Below are 18,563 nucleotides of genomic sequence, written 5' to 3'. Positions count from 1 at the left end.
TACAGGAACATCGCGAACACACAATGCAAACTCGACTACTACAATTGTGGGACTGGTGCCGCCAAACTTAAGACCCATCTTCTGTGGGCAGAATGGCCAGCAAATGGAAGTTGCCTCGATGACCTTAGTGCAACGATGCCGACTCAAATTACAAGCGGAATACCTTCAAGCTTCCGCACTTTTTCTTTTTCCTTTTATTTTTATTTATCTTTTTCCAATGAGAGTTGCCTGGAAGACGAGCTTATGACCCACTCTTTGCGGGCCGACAGTCCTCGAGCAACGGCGATGATGCACAGTACAAGCGGAATACCTTCATGCTTCCGCCCTCTTCTTTTCTCTTTTTATTTTTATTTTAGTCAGGCTCGGCCAGCGAATGAGAAAGTCAGAAAACAACTGTGTATCTCTGTGTGAAAACCACACTAGCACCTGAGGATAGTAATGTTTCAACGTATTTATAATACGGTTGCTGTAGCGTTTTTTATCGTCAACAAGCCGCCTTCGTTGCTCGACTAAAAATGCGAGTTTTCGGATCTCGACACTTTGAATGTGTAAGGGTTTAATTTTTTCTGGATAACGCAGCATAATGACCAACGCAAGTTCAGCATCGGTAGTATCATCCTTTGCTCCGCTTGGTGAAAATGCTGTTCTATATATCTCGCTAACATCGACGGATTGATAGGAAATAGAGTGACAAAATCATACTTTTGAAGAGCATAAACAATTGGCCCTTTACATAACTCTACCGCAACGGCTATTTGGCCATGATATTTCTGGTGGAGCGACGTTATCCATTCGTCAATGTATTCGAGAGACGCCTTGATGATATCAAAACTGCGCTTTCCGTCGGGAAATTCAATACATACATCATGCTTACTGGTTGCCCAATCAATACCAATATTTAACTCTTAACCTTGTTTACTAGTCATTTCTCTCTTCTAAGCTTTAGGTTCAGCATGTATGCCTAAGCTTTTCGGAAGCAATATAGCTAGCAATAATTGGAACAAGCCCTGAGTATTCGTTTTAGAGCTTGGGCGTACTAGCTGCATCGAAAGCAAACCGGAAAACATTTAAGTCTGTTATGAGCGATTTATTCGTATGCAGCTAGCACATGACCTTGAACAGAAACATTATGCTCCTTTTCAAGATTGAAAGACTATAATGAGCGAATTGCAGACTTTAACTTCTGTCATTCTTAAGACAGCTGATCCGACAAAGGAGACATAAGCATCAATGACTATCTTTTAACTTTTTTCGGTAAAAGCTGAAACAAGTGGATGCTATGGAAAGGTTAACTATTGTGCCAGAAGCAGAACTTACTCGGTCACTGAGCAGCCGTACGAATACGGCTACCAGTGACTCATTTTTAGTAGGCGCCGTAGCTTCGTCGCGACATACTGGTGGCACACTTCTCCAAGCGTGCATTTAAATTCGCTGCCACCGAACCCGATTTGCCTAAACCGCTTACCCAAGCCTCCCAACCTTTGCCAAATGCGACCGCGTCAGAAGACCTGCCAACCCAGTATATAGATTTCAGGTCATTGCTCTGCACCGGCATCAGGAGTTCCACTTTATAATCGTAGTCCTTTGCCCACTTACTATTGAAGTCCTTTTTTATCGCCAGAAATTGGTTGAAATTACAGCCTTTGTTCAACTCCATTTGTATTACATCGAGATGGTCAGCGAAGGTATAGAATGGAACTGATATCAGGATTATGAGGGTAACTATCATAGTTTTTATTTTTTTCATTAGAAGATCCTTTTTTAATTAATAGAATTATATAATTCACATCCTACTACTCAGATGGATGATATTTGAGCATAGCAACTGTGTAATTATTAATCAATTTACTGCTATCGAGAGCGGCAGTTGTTCGAACAAAGCATTCATAATCAACAACTTAAATTAATTTTACTTTAGTTCGATAGCTGCTATTTTTAGACAAAATGCTAATGTCAGGAATGTGTTCAAAGCGTCCATGCTTATTTGAAAATATTGGGCTAGATGTCAGTGTGCTCAGACAATTCAAGGGCATCATCAACCTCTACACCGAGATATCTGACTGTGCTTTCTAGCTTGGTATGCCCTAATAATATTTGAACTGCACGAAGGTTCTTTGTTCACTTATAGATAAGCGATGCTTTCGTTCTTCTCATCGAATGTGTTCCATAAGCAGTAGCATCAAGTCCTATGCTAGAAACCCAGCGTTTGACTATTCTGGAATATTGTCGAGTAGAAAGGTGGTCGTGGTTTTTTACTCTGCTTGTAAATGATAGTCGTCATTTTTTAAGCCATTGGATTTTATCCATGAAGTAATAGTCACTTTAGTTTTTGGTGTTATTTCAAATTGAACAGGTTTTCCTGTCTTTTGTTGAACTAATATCGCTCGCGATTGAACAGTTGTTCCGTGAGCAATATCACGGACTTTCAATTTAATAAAATCGCATGCTCTAAGTTTACAATCCAGCGCTAAATTAAACATAGTTAGCTCTCGGAGGTTATTACTAATATCCAACCTTGTACGAATAGACCATACCTCCTCAAGCCTTAGAGGTAGCTTTTGTCCAACAAGTTTGTCTTTATTCCAGCTTGGTTTTGGTATGTAAGGAATTATTTGATACATGACAGTTATTCTTTGACAAAGGGACTATCAAGTATGGGGGATTTTTATAAGGTCGTTTTATCCGACAAAGCCGTCATTAGCCGAACGACTCCTTTGCCTAGGATTGCGGCCTGTCACCTCGGTTATTCTTAACTTCTGCAATTGGCACATGGCCGACGGATAGAGGACGTTCTTAAATATGGGGCTTAGTAGCAAAGTACACCAATAAAATTCTTAGGGCTAATGACCGCTATGTCGGAATAGGAGACATTAGAAGTACCAATTACTAAGGACGGGTGAGCAATGCGGTGGTGCGGTTAAAGTTATAGCGAGCTTCGAAGATCCGTTGGTGATCCAAAAGATACTATGTCACCTAATACAAAAAAATGACGAAGTCGTCGAATTATTACCTCCACAAAGTAGAGCGCCGCCTCAGATAAGTCTGTTTGAATAAAAGTGATTTGTCATCATAAACAAAAGCAATGTTCAAAACTGGTTTGCACAACAGTGGGAGGCGCTTATTTTGAATTCTGAATTATGTGAAAACAATTAAGTAATAGACTAAAAGTACTCGGTTCGCACTCCCTCAAGGATAAAAATTAAGGTAAATATGGCAAATTTGAGGCATCATATGTCATTATCATTATGAAAAATGGCGCTTTATTTTACCTATATTTATTCACTATCGTACCGTTTTATGCTGGGCAGCCAGTGACGTGACGCATTAAAATATAAGCGATGGAAAACAAGAAAATTCGAAGACAACCCTTGATGCTAATTAGATGAATAAAAAACACTTTTTACTTAAAGGCTTGCTTATTTCGCTTGCTTTGAATGTCTTATGCTCATTTTTTACCTTGGGTAAGGCCCCATCGGAACTGAATGTGGCACCTAAAAAGTTTGTTTTTATGCTCATACACACTCAAGAGCCTCCGTTTTATTACTCTGCAAACAACCTATCTGACTATCGTGGGATAGTGCCAGATATTTTGTCAGGTGCTGGGCGTCGTTTGAATTTGGATATAAGTTATTTGCCTATATCACGCAACATGTTAGAGACTATGCTGCTGGAAGAAAAGGCAGATGCATTCTGGTTGACACCACAATGGACAAATAATCCTTCGAAATTCATTTTTTCAGAGTCAGCATATAAACAAGAAGATTTCTTATATAGTCTTAAGCATTTTGATGCTGAGGGGACGGAGGAAGACTGGCTGAGGAATAAATCAATTTGCTTACGTCAGAACTATGTTTATCCCACTCTGCAAACTTATATTGAGAAAGGGATAACTAAACGAATCGATGTTTCAAGTCAGGCCCCAATGATGGCTATGTTGTTTAAAGAGCGTTGTGAATTAATATACCTGCCTGGATATCAGGCGGAATGGACGGCTAAAAGTCTGGGCAAAAGCCAAGATATTTTTCGTTCTCCAAGGCCAATAGGAACATCAGAGGTAGGAATTGTATTATCGAAAAAGTGGCAGAAACATATTACGGCATTAGATGATTATATTCTGGAATTAAAAAATAGCGGTGAGATGCAAAAAATTATTCAACGAAATATGCAGGATTGGGCAAAGGAACATTGAACTTGTTTGCAGATATTTATGAAGACACCTATTTTAATTTTAAGATAATTCCGATAGGTGCTCATAATTCCACCGTTACTAATGACCGCAACAGGTCGTTTACTGTCCTTTTTAAACTAGAGCCTAAGGTCTGCAAATGGCACATTACCGACGAATAGAATAAGTCAGTAAATATGGGATCTAGTCCAAAATACTCCTATAAGATCCTTTTCGATAATGCCATAAAAGATAAATTTGCTACCCTGCAAAAGTTTATAATCGCCATATGTTGGATGCTTTAAAAACCTTCTTGATGGTATTACACTATTCCTAATGTGTGACGCTTTATTGTCGAGTATAATTTTCGCCGAGTCTGAATAAAAGTAATACTCACCACAATACGATTAACCCAATTTTAGAGCCATTAGCACGATTCGGCATATCTTTTGGCTTATATAGGTTACATAAGTTACATAAGTTACATAAGTTACATAAGTTACATAAGTTACATAAGTTACATAAGTTACATAACAAATTTATCAAGTTCGAGATTGTGATTCACACAATATTTCCTTCATAAAAGGTGAAACAGGTTGGACAATATTCGATCCTTTATTGTCGTCCGTTACATCAAATCCACATTTTCATTAGTCACTCAAAAGTTGGGTGAATTCTATGCCAAGTCAATTATTAATAGTCATGCCCATGCAAATTATTTTGGGGGTGTAGAGGTGCCGTAAGTTAAGAATAAGTTGACTCTGAGGCAACATAAATAATTACTCCAAAGGTGAGATACAGCAGCCAAACGTGCGTCTTACCAATATGTAAATATTCTAGAAAAAAGACTAATGTGTCTAGTTTACGCCGCTATTCGTAAAGGATTATCAAGGGTCTGTAAAAGTATAATTGCACCGACAACAACTATACAAAACCTTATGAATGGCTAAAAATATGATCGTCACGCTGTAATATGTATTCAGCCTTAGGAGATCATAAATGCGTGATGTCCTAAGCTGGAGTAAATTAATTAACCACGTTGTATGTGGTTTTGTTAAATTGAAGTTGTGATATCGCTTTTCATAGTTGCAATTGATGACCACTTTGAAGTAATAAACATCTATGATTATTTGATATGAGCCCAACCAATTTAGATAAACTTATTCCAACTAAATTGGCGCCCCGATATGTGAAAGCGATGGAGAAAAAAGAGAAATTTTAACTCAGGAAGCATTCAAGAAAGGTCAGTGTCGCTGGGGTGCTGAGCTACTCAACAATCTTATTTGCAATTCCAATTAATAGACAAGCGCCATTATTCCAAGCTAATATCTTCAATAGATGGATTATCAAACAAAAAGTACTATTTAACGAAATACCTACCTTTTTGGTTTAATGTAGTGGCACATAAATGACAAACGGTTCTGATCATTTCACTCTAAATTAATTGCCATAAGCTCTACAAAAATAGAGGACAAGTAGTTAACTACTTGTCCTCTATTTAATCTAAGTCTAGGTCAGTGAATAGGGTTTAATTCAAACAACACACTTTACTATGTGTATTTATCTTCAAGTTATAAGGTTACTCATAGCGGTAACCTTATAATTGATTAGCTACTTAACTGTTGGCTTATTACCAATTCTCAATGCCCAAGCTAAGGCAGGAATTAAGGTTAGTGCACCCAACATATTAAGTAAAAACATAAAGGTTAATAATAGTCCCATATCGGCTTGAAACTTAATGGGTGAGAATACCCACGTTGCTACACTTATGGCTAAAGTAATACCCGTGAAAGCGACCGCCTTACCCGTTTGATTAAGCGCATACAAATAGGTGTCATAAAGCGACTTATTCATAGTTAAGGCCTCTTTTACTTTACTGAAGATGTAAATACCATAATCCACACCTATACCTACCCCTAGAGCAATAACAGGTAAAGTGGCGACTTTAACTCCAATACCTAAAACTGCCATTAGTGCCTGACTTAATATTGAGGTTAAGACTAATGGCACAACAATACTAATGACTGTACGCACAGATCTAAAAGTGATCAAACATAAAGCAATAACCACAGAATACACCCATATTAACATTTCTGTTTGTGCTTCTTCTATCACCATATTTGTCGCAGACTCGATGCCCGCATTACCTGCTGCCATCAAAAATTCGATATCTTGAGGTGGGTTCTCTAGAACAAATGCATTGACCGCATCAACCACATTTTGCAACGTGTCTGCTTTATGATCATTCAGGAATATCAGTACCGGGGCCATACTACAGTCCTGATTAATTAAGCCTGGAGGAACTTTAGCCAAAGACGCATTGGTAACGAATTGATTACGGTTCAAACCAAACCACTTAATAGAGCCTTCATTCATGCCAAATATGCCAAATTTGGATACATCTGCAATGGATTTAACATCTTGTACACCAGGCGTGTTTCTAATGCTCCATTGAAATTGATCAATCCAAACTAAGTTGTCATATTTAATACATTGCTCTTGTGCAGTTTTAGCCATTACCACAAATACGTCAGTACTAGTGCTGTAGTTCTCAACTATGTAGGCATTGTCTAAGTTATAAACCGAATCAGGTCGCAATTCAGGTGCACCTGCATCTAGATCACCAATCTTCATGAACTGAGAAAAATATAACCCAACCACAAATAACACAGCGCCGACCGCTAGCGCTATTTTTGCCATAAAAGGCTTGGCGAAATTAGCAAAAAACCTTTCTACAACAGAAATATGCTCTAATGATTTTCGCGCATGATTGACTGCTGACTTTGTTACTCCCACATAACTCATCACAATAGGCAAGGCTATCAAGTTGGTCACTATGATCACCGCCACACCAATACTGGCCGCTATGGCTAGTTCTTGGATAACACCAATATCGATGACCATCAAAGTAGTGAAACCTATGGCATCACTTACCAAAGCGGTCATACCAGCCACAACTAATGATCGAAATGCCAGCTTTGCAGACTTAGCTTTATTATGACCATTTACCGAATGGTAAATAATCGAATTAATGATTTGCACCCCATGACTAACGCCAATCGCAAACACCAAAAAAGGTACGAGCATTGAGTAAGGATTTATTCCATAGCCTAATAAGTTAAGAATACCTAACTGACAAATCACTGCAAAAATAGAAAAGAATAAAACAGCAAAGGTACTTTTTAAACATCTAGAGTACAAAAGTAAAAGTACAAAAGTGATGGCAACAGCTAGCCCAAAAAAGATAACGACTTGCAAAGCACCATCAATTAAATCACCGACTACTTTTGCAAAACCCACGATTCTTATTTGCACAGAATCTGTTTGATATTTATCTCTTATTTCTGATTCTAATTTATTGGATAAATTTCGATAATCTAAGGGCAAGCCAGTTTCTGGATTGATATCTTGAAGTGGGGCCAAGATCATTGCTGATTTAAAATTATTGCCAACTAGTACGCCGACTTGTCCTGATTTTAGGGTGTTGGTTTGCAGCTTTCTGAGAGATTCTTCTGAACCATCATAGCCATCAGGAATAACTGCTCCCCCGACAAACCCTTCCTCTGTGACCTCTGCCCACCTGACATTAGGTGTCCATAATGATTTAAGCTCATTTCGATTGACGCCAGGAATAAAAAACACTTCGTCAGTCACTTGTTTTAATATTTCCTGAAACTGTGGTTCAAATATGTCACCGTTGGTGTTCTCAACCACGACGCGCACCACGTTGCCCAGTCCTGCAAGTTCTTTACGGTAGGTTAAGAAATTATTGATAAATTCATGTTGACCAGGGATCATCTTAGTGAAACTAGCTTCTGGCTTAACCTGCACTGCCTGAATAGATAGAAGAACAAATAGAACACTTATTATGCTCAAGATAGCCACACGTTTACTGAATAAAATATTTTCGATCGTTTGTTCAAATTTTGATGGAGACTTTTCCATAAATATCCTTATTTAACCAACCAAGTAGTCATGCCAAATTGGCCGGCTAATACTAAGCTATTGTCACGTATAACTACCGAAGAAAAAACGGCGCTCGACGGATGTCGGTGAAGACTAAGATTTGAAATATCATTGACATTAAACCTTACAATGACACCTCCATGCCCAACTAAACTAACAGTCATGTCATCTGCAATCACACCGCCTAATAAACTGGCACTACTACCTATATTTGAGGCTTTCCATGATTGACCATTATCGTTAGATACCATGAAATTACCTTGAAGACCAAAAGCCACAAGGGAGTTTTGTTTTGCGGTAATGCCAAATAGACTTCCATCATAAGGCATGTCCATTGTTTGCCATGTTTGTCCGTTATTGATTGACGAAAAACCAAGACCATTCTCACCCACAATATACATAAATCCATTGTCGGCTGTAACAATTGAATTCAAGTGATATTGGCTTGGATTCTGAACTTGGCCGTCAATTAACTGCCAAGTGTCACCCAAGTCAACACTGGTGAGAAGTGTGCCGTACGCGCCTACAGCAAATAGCTGATCGTTGTCATTAACAGTAATGCCTAATAATGGTTTATTAGGTCCATTTTTTAGTTCAATCTGAGCGTCTTCAAGATTAAATTCAAGATCCTCGATGTCATATTGAAGATCTGCAATCTCATTCTCGTCTGTTAACTCTTCAAGGTGTTCTTGAAAGTTAACAATCTTTTTACCAATATAGGTAATTTTTAATTTAGTTAATTCATTACCGTCAAACACCTTGGACCATTTGTCACTTTTTGGCTCACTTTTCAAAATAATCGAATCATGGCCAACCACAAACCGTGTTCCATCGTTCAAAGTAGTGATACCAGTCAAAGTTAAGCTGACAGGTACAATCTGCTGTTGCCAGTTGTCCATATCGGTCCACGTTAAAACGTGTCCGCGTTCGCCTACTGCAAGGACCTGATTTTTGTGTTGGATGATACTGGTAATAATGCTTTTATTAGCTATATCACTTTTTAATGCAGGGATCTGCAATAAATCAAATTGTCCCTGGGCACTTACATTAGTGGCAATACCAGAGAGCAATATGGCTAAAAATATATTGGACCTTCTCATATTTTGTCCTTATCTTGTTAATAACATGCTAATTATTGAATATTCCAATTCAAACTAATAGAAATACTATGCCAAAACGTTATCTTTTGTGCGTTTGGACATATCTTGATCAGATTTAGTGACAGGATGTCATTTGATTTTCAGTAATAAAATGATGTATTCAATGTAGTTCAACATATTTAATAAAATGTAGCTACAGCTCGAGCTTTATATAGGTTGTAAAATAGACAATGCCCATTCGTAAACCCAAAAAAAAGGAATTTCTTATAAGGAGGCTAGCTTATTTAGGTTTTCGATATTTTGTTAAGGGACGTTATAAACTGACACAATTTATAACACTGATTCTTAAAGAAATACTGGATACCATTAACAAAACTGGCAATATTATTAAATAATTTAACGACCAAGACTGAGCAATAAAATATTTTTGTTGCTCAGTCTTTATGCAGCACTAAAGAAAAGAATGGTTATCTAAATGTATTCAACAGCGATTATCTCAAACTCAACCGCACCTTTAGGTGTTTGAATATTGACAACGTCGTCTAAGGACTTACCAATCAACCCACGGGCTATAGGCGAGCCAACCGAAATTAAATTATTTTTAATATCAGCTTCATCCTGACCCACTATCTGATAGGTGATCTCTTCATCGGTTTTCAAATTGATAATAGTCACCGTCGTACCAAAAATAACCTTACCATTGTTGGTCATTTTGGTGACATCTATTATTTGTATATTAGAAAGCTTACCTTCAATATCCTGTAAACGTCCTTCACAAAAACTTTGTTGCTCACGCGCAGCGTGATACTCAGCATTTTCTTTCAGGTCGCCATGTTCTCTTGCCTCAGCAATGGATTTAACAATCTGAGGTCTTTTAACCGATTTTAAATATTTCAACTCTTCACGAAGCAATTCTGCTCCTTTAGCTGTCATTGGATATAGGGTCATATCAACAACTCTCTTATTTTTTGTTATTTGATTCAAATTAATGGGTACTAAAAATGACTTTTCAACTATGGGACAAACTGAACTTCAATTTATCCCTTAATTGTTGCCAATGGTCAAATTAGTAAATACGTTTATGTAGCTCTTGCACTGACGTGACTCGAGCTCTGTCATCAGCTTTATTGGCGTTAACTGTAGCAAACGCAGCGTTCATTGTAGTGGTATACGCCACTTTGTTTAATAGCGCTTCTTTGCGGATGTAAACAGAGTCATTAATCGCTTGACGACCCTCGGTCGTATTCACAATATAACAATATTCGCCATTTTTGATAGCATCTACAATATTAGGACGACCTTCACTAAGTTTATTAACAATGGAACATCCAACACCTGCATTATTTAATACCGTAGCTGTACCTTTAGTCGCTTCTAATGTGAAACCTTTAGATATCATAGCTTGGCCTAACTCTATTACACGATTTTTATCGTTTAATCGAACAGACAACAGCGCTTTACCACCAACAGGGATTGGTTGACTAGCACCTAAATTAGCTTTTGCATACGCTTCTTCGAAACTTTCACCTACCCCCATAACCTCACCTGTTGAGCGCATTTCAGGCCCAAGTAGTGGATCAACACCTTGAAACTTAGCAAAAGGTAAAACAACTTCTTTAACCGAGAAAAATGGAGGGATAATTTCTTTAGTAATACCTTGTGACACTAATGATTGACCAACCATCACTCTTGCACCAATTTTAGCTAAGGGCATGCCTGTCGCTTTTGATACAAAAGGTACAGTTCGCGCAGCACGGGGGTTAACTTCAATCAAATACACCTGGCCATCTTTTACAGCAAATTGGGTGTTCATCAAACCAACTACACCCAACTCCAATGCCATAGCTTTTACTTGTTGACGCATCACATCTTGCACTTCAGCACTTAATGAATAAGGCGGTAGCGAACAAGCAGAATCTCCAGAATGAACACCTGCTTGCTCGATATGCTCCATAATACCGCCGATAACCACGTTTGTACCATCGCAAATAGCATCAACATCAACTTCTATAGCATCGTCCAAAAAACGATCTAACAATACCGGTGAGTCGTTGGATACTTTAACTGCATTATTTAAGTATCTTTTAAGGTCATTAATGTCGTAAACGATTTCCATGGCACGACCACCTAAAACATAAGAAGGACGCACAACTAATGGGAAACCAATTTTATCTGCAGCCACTAAGGCTTGTTCCAAATTTCTAACCGTTGCATTAGCGGGTTGCTTCAAATTAAGTTTGTTAACCATTTTTTGGAAACGCTCTCGGTCCTCTGCTTTGTCAATTGCATCTGGTGAAGTACCAATAATAGGCACACCAGCCGCTTCTAATTCGCGTGCTAATTTAAGAGGGGTCTGTCCGCCATATTGCACAATTACGCCTTTAGGCTTTTCGATACGTACAATCTCTAATACATCTTCTAGGGTCACAGATTCGAAGTACAAACGGTCAGAAGTATCGTAATCAGTAGAAACTGTTTCTGGGTTGCAGTTGACCATAATAGTTTCATAACCATCTTCTCGTAGAGCAAGCGCTGCATGTACACAACAATAGTCAAACTCAATTCCCTGCCCTATACGGTTTGGACCACCGCCCAACACCATGATTTTATCATTGTCAGTTGGGTTAGACTCACATTCTTCATCGTAAGTAGAATACATATAAGCCGTGTCAGATGAGAACTCAGCCGCACAAGTATCAACACGCTTGTAAACGGGATGAATGTTAAAACTGCGACGCAATTCACGTACATCTGATTCATCTACACCGGTTAGATCAGCAATTCTGGAGTCTGCAAATCCTTTACGCTTAAGTATTCTCATTAAATCTTCATCAATTGAAGATAAACCAGACTCATGAATTTGTTGTTCAAGAATGATGAGTTCTTCAATCTGTACCAAATACCATCTGTCAATATTAGTTAATTCGAAAATGTCATCTACAGACATGCCCATCCGCATCGCATCAGCAATATACCAAATACGTTCAGCACCCGGTTCACGCAATTCACGGATGATGGTACTTTTCGCCTCTGGTGCATGAATGTCGATAATAGAATCAAGACCATTTACATTGACTTCTAAACCGCGTAATGCCTTTTGTAATGACTCTTGTTGGTTACGACCGATGGCCATGACCTCGCCCACTGATTTCATTTGTGTGGTGAGACGATCATTAGCGCCGGCAAACTTTTCAAAATTAAAACGTGGTATTTTAGTGACTACATAATCGATAGTGGGTTCGAAAGAGGCTGGGGTTAAACCGCCCGTAATATCGTTGGCTAATTCATCGAGGGTATAACCAATAGCTAATTTAGCGGCAACTCTAGCAATAGGGAAACCTGTCGCTTTTGATGCCAAAGCTGAAGAACGAGATACCCTTGGGTTCATCTCAATAACAACCAAGCGACCGGTTTTAGGGTCTACGCCAAACTGGACGTTTGAACCGCCAGTCTCTACTCCAATCTCACGTAGCACTGCAATAGCCGCATTACGCATGATTTGAAATTCTTTGTCAGTCAAGGTTTGTGCAGGAGCAACGGTAATAGAGTCACCTGTATGCACGCCCATAGGGTCTATATTTTCTATGGTACATACAATAATCACGTTGTCAGCTTTGTCTCTGACCACTTCCATTTCGTATTCTTTCCAACCAATTAATGACTCATCAATCAACAATTCACTAGTAGGTGATAAATCTAATCCACGGCGACAAATTTCTTCAAACTCTTGTTTATTGTAGGCAATACCGCCACCTGAACCACCCATGGTAAAAGATGGACGGATAATACAAGGGAATCCTATGCGTGTACTCACATCAAAAGCTTCTTCTATTGTATGAGCAATTTCAGCATATGGACACGCCAAGCCAATCGACTTCATAGCTTTATCAAAACGTTCTCTGTCTTCAGCTTTATCAATCGCATCAGCAGTAGCACCGATCATTTCAACGCCAAACTCTGCAAGAACACCGTACTTATTTAAATCAAGAGCGCAGTTTAAGGCAGTTTGTCCACCCATAGTGGGCAATATGGCATCTGGGCGTTCTTTCTCGATGATCTTCTTCACTACTTCCCAGTGAATAGGCTCAATGTAGGTGGCATCAGCCATCTCAGGGTCGGTCATAATGGTGGCTGGGTTTGAGTTAACCAAGATCACTCTATAGCCTTCTTCGCGCAAGGCCTTGCAAGCCTGTGCACCTGAATAGTCGAATTCACAAGCTTGGCCTATCACAATAGGGCCAGCGCCTAAAATCAAAATGCTTTTTATGTCGGTACGTTTTGGCATGTCACTAATTACTCTACTAATTCTTGTACTTTAAAAGGTGCGTACTTGAGAAGATCCGTATTTATTGGCTCTGCTGCATTAACTCTATAAAATGGTCAAATAATGGTGCTGCATCATGTGGCCCTGGGCTTGCTTCTGGATGCCCTTGAAAACTAAAAGCGGGTTTGTCTGTTCGGTGAATACCTTGCAAAGACTTATCAAATAACGACACATGTGTCACCTCTAACGTATTCGGCAAGCCGCTTTCCTCCACTGCAAATCCATGATTTTGACTGGTGATCATAACGCGTTCACCTTTAATGTCTTTAACAGGATGGTTGGCACCATGATGACCAAATTTCATTTTAGATGTTTTTGCACCACTGGCTAATGCTAATAACTGATGCCCTAAGCAAATGCCAAAAATAGGAATGTTGGTTTCTAGTAATTGCTTAATGGCTGTTATGGCATAATCACAAGGCTCAGGATCGCCTGGACCATTTGATAAAAACACCCCATTTGGTTTTAACGCGAGCACTTCATCAGCTGTCGTTTTGGCTGGAACCACAGTTATTCTACAATCACGGTCAGCTAACATACGCAAAATGTTGCTTTTGACACCAAAATCATAGGCAACAACATGAAATGTAGGGTTATCTAAGCCTTTTTTGAAGCCTTCCCCTAATACCCAACTTCCATCAGTCCACTGATAGGCTTCATCACAAGTTACTTCTTTAGCTAAATCCATACCTTTTAGACCAGCAAAAGCTTGCGCTTTACCTAAAGCAACAGATTCATCTAAAGGGATGTTGTCGAGTGTATTGCTGGCGATTATGCAACCGTTTTGTGCACCTTTGTCACGCAAAATCCGAGTCAACCTGCGTGTATCAATATCTGCAATACCAAGAATGTTATTTTCTTCTAAGTATTCGGAAAGACTTTTTTCACTGCGAAAATTACTGGCAAGAAGTGGTAAGTCACGAATAACGAGGCCTTTAGCCCAAATTTTATTTGATTCACAATCCTCAGAATTTATGCCCGTATTACCAATATGTGGGTAAGTGAGGGTTACAATTTGTTCTGCGTAAGACGGATCAGTTAGAATTTCCTGATAACCTGTAATAGATGTATTAAATACAACCTCACCAACAGATATTCCAGAAGCTCCAATAGCGGTTCCTTTAAAGACGGACCCATCTTCAAGTACTAAAAGGGCAGAGTTAGCCAAATCAACCTCCAGGTTAGATATTAAACGGTTTTAACCTTGGACTCCTATGTTTTATAACATTTTAGGAGACCATATACACTCATGTAAACATATGATTTAAATGAATATTTAGTCGATTTGCGCAGTATAAGAATGTAAGATCTGAACGATCCCACTAAATTTTGGCAAATCCGAAATATTATACATACAAGGGCGTTTCAGGTCTATTCACAATTACAGAAAAGGCATTAATAAGCGTTTGTTCATACTTTTTACACATAAGGCTTAAAACGACTACTCAAAAGTGATTAAGTTCGTTTATTTAAATCCTAGTACATCTTGCATATCATACAAGCCTGCTGGTTTATCGATAACCCAATTCGCCGCTTTAACAGCTCCGTTGGCAAACGTTAATCGACTCGATGCTTTATGGGTAATTTCTAATCTTTCACCAATGTCGGCAAATAATGCGGTGTGCTCGCCTACTACATCACCTGCCCTAACTGTAGCAAAACCTATTGTTTGATGGTCTCTTTCACCTGTTTCACCTTCTCGGCCATACACTGCACACTTAGACAAATCTCGACCTATTTCATCAGCTATTGCCTCTCCAATTGCCATTGCAGTGCCTGAAGGCGCATCTTTCTTAAATCGATGATGAGTTTCTAAAATTTCAATATCGGCGGTGTCTGCCATTACAGCGGCAGCTGTTCTGACCAGATTCAGCATCAAGTTAACACCCACACTATAATTGGCAGCAAAAACGATAGGAATATGTTTAGCCGCAGTATCTAACGCCATCTTTTGTTTAGTATTTAAACCCGTGGTACCGATAATGATAGGTTTGTTATGTGCCACACAAAATGCCAAATTTTCAGACAGTGCAGCTGGTAATGTAAAATCAATCAACACCTCTATTTGTTCAATGTGTACCGACAAATCGGTGCAAATTAGTAAGCCTTTTTTACTTATTCCCGCAAGTTCCCCCACATCGATGCCTACGAGGGATGAAGAGGCCCTCACAGCAGCACCAGTCAATTGGTCATTCACACTTTGTTCAATGGCACCAATCAGGACTCTTCCCATACGCCCATTGGCGCCAAAAACAGCAATTTTACTCATAGTGATTGTTCCATTTTTAATAGACAGATTATTGACAATAATATGTACAGATTGTGCCTTAATTACATCTTTGATGCAGCAAAGTAACGGTTCATTTTTTTATAAACCCCTTCAGCTTTGCATAAGCAAGCCAAGCAATGCAGCTTTTTTACCAGAAGTCGGATAGAATTAAACCCATGATTTTCTTTGTTATCTATTTTGTTATTAATTTATTCATCACTTTTTTTATCACTTTTTTGGAATACCATGTCAGCAACTCACTTCAGCAACCCAACCGTTTCTATTGAGCAATTACCATCAATATTGGCACTAGATAAACAATCACTATGTAAAAAATATGCACCGATAAATCGTTTACTTAACTTAAGTCTTACTCTGCTTTTCTGTTTAATTGGTACAGCACTTTATTTCCAATCAGTCGTCAACTTATCAGCAGATTTTTTGTATTCTTTACCTTATATTATTTGGAGTGTTGCTTTGCTAGGGTTTCTCAACACTTGGTTCAATTATGCATCCGATCTAGCCAAGAACTACACTCTAAGAGAACTTGATTTACACTATGCAAGTGGCTTGTTTTTTAAAAAAGTGGTAAGTCAGCCTATTACTCGGATCCAACATATCGAACTTAAACGCGGTCCAATTGAACGGAAAGTAGGATTAGCCACACTTCAAGTTTTCAGTGCCGGAGGTGACATGCATACTTTTCAAATACCTGGGTTGCCGATAGACACAGCCCAACAACTACGTCAATTTATATTGCAGCATAAGGATGTAGTCAAACATGGATGACCAGTCTGACGTATATACCGATAATAGCCAGAACCCAGCTGATAAGTTACAAATCAAAAACGATTGGCAAGTTTTATCCCCTGTTGCTATTTTGTATTTCACGGTTAGCGTATTCAAACATCTGTTTGGTAACCTTATATATCTTATTCCTGTTTTAGCGGTGAGTTACAAAAGTGTGCTTGAACATCCTTATATTTGGTTACCGAGTATTTTAGTGATGTTTGCATTAATAACACTTTTTGCATTTGTCAGTTTCAAAGTATATCGCTACCGCTTAACTGAAGATAATATCGAGATACGGTCGGGAATATTCAATAAAAAGCATTTAAACCTTCCGTTCTCTCGAGTACAAAATGTCAAAATTGAGCAACCTATTTATTATCGATTTACTGGTCATGCATGTTTACAGTTAGACACAGCAGGTTCGGCTAAAAACGAAGCTAAGTTGGTGGCGATTAAATTAAGTTTTGCACAAGAGCTAAAAACGCTTATTCAAAATCAAGTTCCAAACGACATTATGGATACCGATGAGCACAACATATCTACAAGCACTACTGAGCTCGGAGTCGGATCCGCAGACAATCTAGGGCAGCAAGAAAAAGTACTAAATCAACGAAAGTTATCTGACTTGGTTATTCATGGCATCACCAGCAATAGGATTTGGATTTTTCTGGGTGGCTTAGCCCCCTTTTATGACAATATGTTTAACTCTATAAGTGAATGGTTAAGTACTTTAGGAATAGAGTTAACTGAGTTGTTTAACCTACAAACTCGTTCGTTATTCGAAGTAGGTTTATATGTATTATCACTCACCATGTTAGTCATGTTTGTACTAATCGGTTTTTCAGTTATCGGGGCAATTGTTAGCTTTTACGGTTACACCTTGAGCAAACTGGATGATAAATACATTAGGCGAAGTGGATTGTTCACAAAACACGAAGTCAGCATGCGTTTAAGTCGTTTACAAATGATTGTTCAAAAACAAGACTGGCTAGACGTGTTGCTTAAACGGATCAACCTTAAGTTTGAACAAACTCATTCCTTTAGTCAAAATCAAAATTCATCCGCAGCCAATAGTAAAATTATTGTGCCATCTATTAAACCAGATGAGTCCCAAGCACTAATAGACGATGCCTATCCTAACAACAGCCTCAATAATTTAGTTTGTAACGATAGGTTTACCCCTATTAGCAAAGGTTTTATTTTACGTAATATCTTATTTATCTTAATGCCTGTGTGGTTGGTAATAACAAGCTTTACAATAATGAATGACAAACTTATGACATCAATACTGGTAAGTGTTTTGTTTTTAGGACTATGTGGTTTAGTTGTTTTACGCTGGAAACGTTGGGGAGTTGCCAAAGATAAGCATTTTGTCTACCTAAGAAAAGGCTTAATAGGTGTCGATTATTATTGTTTTCCTACTTACAAAGTTCAGCAAACCCAATTCAAACAAAATTTATTTATGAAAAAAAGACAATTGGCGACAGTCAAATTTATACTAGCGTCGGGGTCACTTATGGTACCTATGATTAATGAAAATTTAGCCTATGAATTAATTAACGACGGTCTTTATCAAGTAGAGTCCTGTCAAAAGTCTTGGATGTAACGTCACGTTCTAGAATAAGTTAACGGTTTTTAAGCCAACGTTTCTGTTAGTTTTCTTATAAGCATTACTTAGTGTTTTAATATCGCTACTCAAGTGGATTCCCATTCCCATACCAATGACAATGACAATGACAATGACAATGATTAACTCAATCAGAGTGAACTCGTCGTTGTTATTGGTTATATTTGTTTTTTGCATCTTTTTTATTGTCTTTAGCTTTTGAATATTATAGAAAAAATAAACGCTATTCCTAATCTAATCAACGGATAGCAGACTGAACTTGAGCTGTAAATGGACAACTTGATGATAAGCGAACAAAAACACTGCGGCATCGAATAGTA

Annotated in this window: 12 protein-coding genes and 2 pseudogenes; 4 read left to right on the top strand and 10 right to left on the bottom strand. The window is 38.4% G+C overall.

Annotation, left to right across the window (positions count from 1 at the left end; all coding sequences use genetic code 11):
• On the top strand, positions 1-411 hold a 411-nt coding region (locus tag QZ562_RS03775; RefSeq protein ID WP_293757061.1), incomplete at its 5' end, for a hypothetical protein.
• Here the strand turns inward: QZ562_RS03775 and QZ562_RS03770 are convergent.
• The 3 genes and pseudogenes from QZ562_RS03770 to QZ562_RS03760 all read right to left on the bottom strand — a co-directional run.
• Positions 346-896: pseudogene (locus tag QZ562_RS03770) on the bottom strand (transposase); the annotation flags it as partial. The gene QZ562_RS03775 and the pseudogene QZ562_RS03770 sit on opposite strands and share 66 nt — an antisense overlap.
• Before the next feature lie 467 nt (positions 897-1,363).
• Entirely contained in the window at positions 1,364-1,747 is a 384-nt protein-coding gene (locus QZ562_RS03765) for a hypothetical protein (protein ID WP_293757059.1), read from the bottom strand.
• A gap of 251 nt (positions 1,748-1,998) precedes the next feature.
• Positions 1,999-2,621: pseudogene (locus tag QZ562_RS03760) on the bottom strand (tyrosine-type recombinase/integrase).
• A 761-nt stretch (positions 2,622-3,382) separates the two neighbouring features.
• Between QZ562_RS03760 and QZ562_RS03755 the strand changes: the two are divergent.
• Complete coding sequence (locus tag QZ562_RS03755; RefSeq protein ID WP_293757057.1) at positions 3,383-4,189, top strand: transporter substrate-binding domain-containing protein; 807 nt, start codon at positions 3,383-3,385, stop codon at positions 4,187-4,189.
• Positions 4,190-5,776: 1,587 nt separating this feature from the next.
• Here QZ562_RS03755 and QZ562_RS03750 read toward each other — a convergent pair.
• From QZ562_RS03750 to dapB, 6 genes are all read right to left on the bottom strand, one after another.
• Positions 5,777-8,110 (bottom strand): MMPL family transporter, encoded by a 2,334-nt coding sequence (locus tag QZ562_RS03750; RefSeq protein ID WP_293757055.1) that lies wholly within the window; start codon positions 8,108-8,110, stop codon positions 5,777-5,779.
• A gap of 8 nt (positions 8,111-8,118) precedes the next feature.
• Positions 8,119-9,231 (bottom strand): YCF48-related protein, encoded by a 1,113-nt coding sequence (locus QZ562_RS03745; protein ID WP_293757053.1) that lies wholly within the window; start codon positions 9,229-9,231, stop codon positions 8,119-8,121.
• A 471-nt stretch (positions 9,232-9,702) separates the two neighbouring features.
• Positions 9,703-10,179, bottom strand: a complete 477-nt coding sequence (greA, locus tag QZ562_RS03740; RefSeq protein ID WP_293757051.1) for a transcription elongation factor GreA — start codon at positions 10,177-10,179, stop codon at positions 9,703-9,705.
• A gap of 118 nt (positions 10,180-10,297) precedes the next feature.
• A complete protein-coding gene (carB, locus tag QZ562_RS03735) occupies positions 10,298-13,516 on the bottom strand; it encodes a carbamoyl-phosphate synthase large subunit (RefSeq protein ID WP_293757049.1) in 3,219 nt (1,072 codons plus the stop codon).
• Positions 13,517-13,577: 61 nt separating this feature from the next.
• Positions 13,578-14,723 carry a glutamine-hydrolyzing carbamoyl-phosphate synthase small subunit gene (gene carA / locus QZ562_RS03730; RefSeq protein WP_293757047.1) on the bottom strand — a complete coding sequence of 382 codons (1,146 nt, stop codon included), beginning with the start codon at positions 14,721-14,723 and terminating at the stop codon, positions 13,578-13,580.
• 297 nt (positions 14,724-15,020) lie between these two features.
• Positions 15,021-15,824: a 4-hydroxy-tetrahydrodipicolinate reductase gene (gene dapB / locus QZ562_RS03725; RefSeq protein ID WP_293757045.1), complete on the bottom strand. Its 804-nt coding sequence runs from the start codon at positions 15,822-15,824 to the stop codon at positions 15,021-15,023.
• A gap of 246 nt (positions 15,825-16,070) precedes the next feature.
• Between dapB and QZ562_RS03720 the strand changes: the two genes are divergently transcribed.
• Together QZ562_RS03720 and QZ562_RS03715 are read left to right on the top strand one after the other, a co-directional pair.
• Positions 16,071-16,613, top strand: a complete 543-nt coding sequence (locus tag QZ562_RS03720) for a PH domain-containing protein (RefSeq protein WP_293757043.1) — start codon at positions 16,071-16,073, stop codon at positions 16,611-16,613.
• Positions 16,606-18,222: a PH domain-containing protein gene (locus tag QZ562_RS03715; protein WP_293757041.1), complete on the top strand. Its 1,617-nt coding sequence runs from the start codon at positions 16,606-16,608 to the stop codon at positions 18,220-18,222. The genes QZ562_RS03720 and QZ562_RS03715 overlap by 8 nt, the downstream gene beginning before the upstream one ends.
• A 9-nt stretch (positions 18,223-18,231) precedes the next feature.
• Here QZ562_RS03715 and QZ562_RS03710 read toward each other — a convergent pair whose 3' ends face one another.
• Positions 18,232-18,420: a hypothetical protein gene (locus QZ562_RS03710; protein ID WP_293757039.1), complete on the bottom strand. Its 189-nt coding sequence runs from the start codon at positions 18,418-18,420 to the stop codon at positions 18,232-18,234.
• Positions 18,421-18,563: the final 143 nt, after the last annotated feature.

It is taken from the genome of uncultured Paraglaciecola sp. (assembly GCF_913058035.1).
GTDB lineage: Bacteria > Pseudomonadota > Gammaproteobacteria > Enterobacterales > Alteromonadaceae > Paraglaciecola.
Note: the sequence above shows the minus strand (reverse complement) of the source record. Positions and strands in the feature narration are given on the sequence as shown.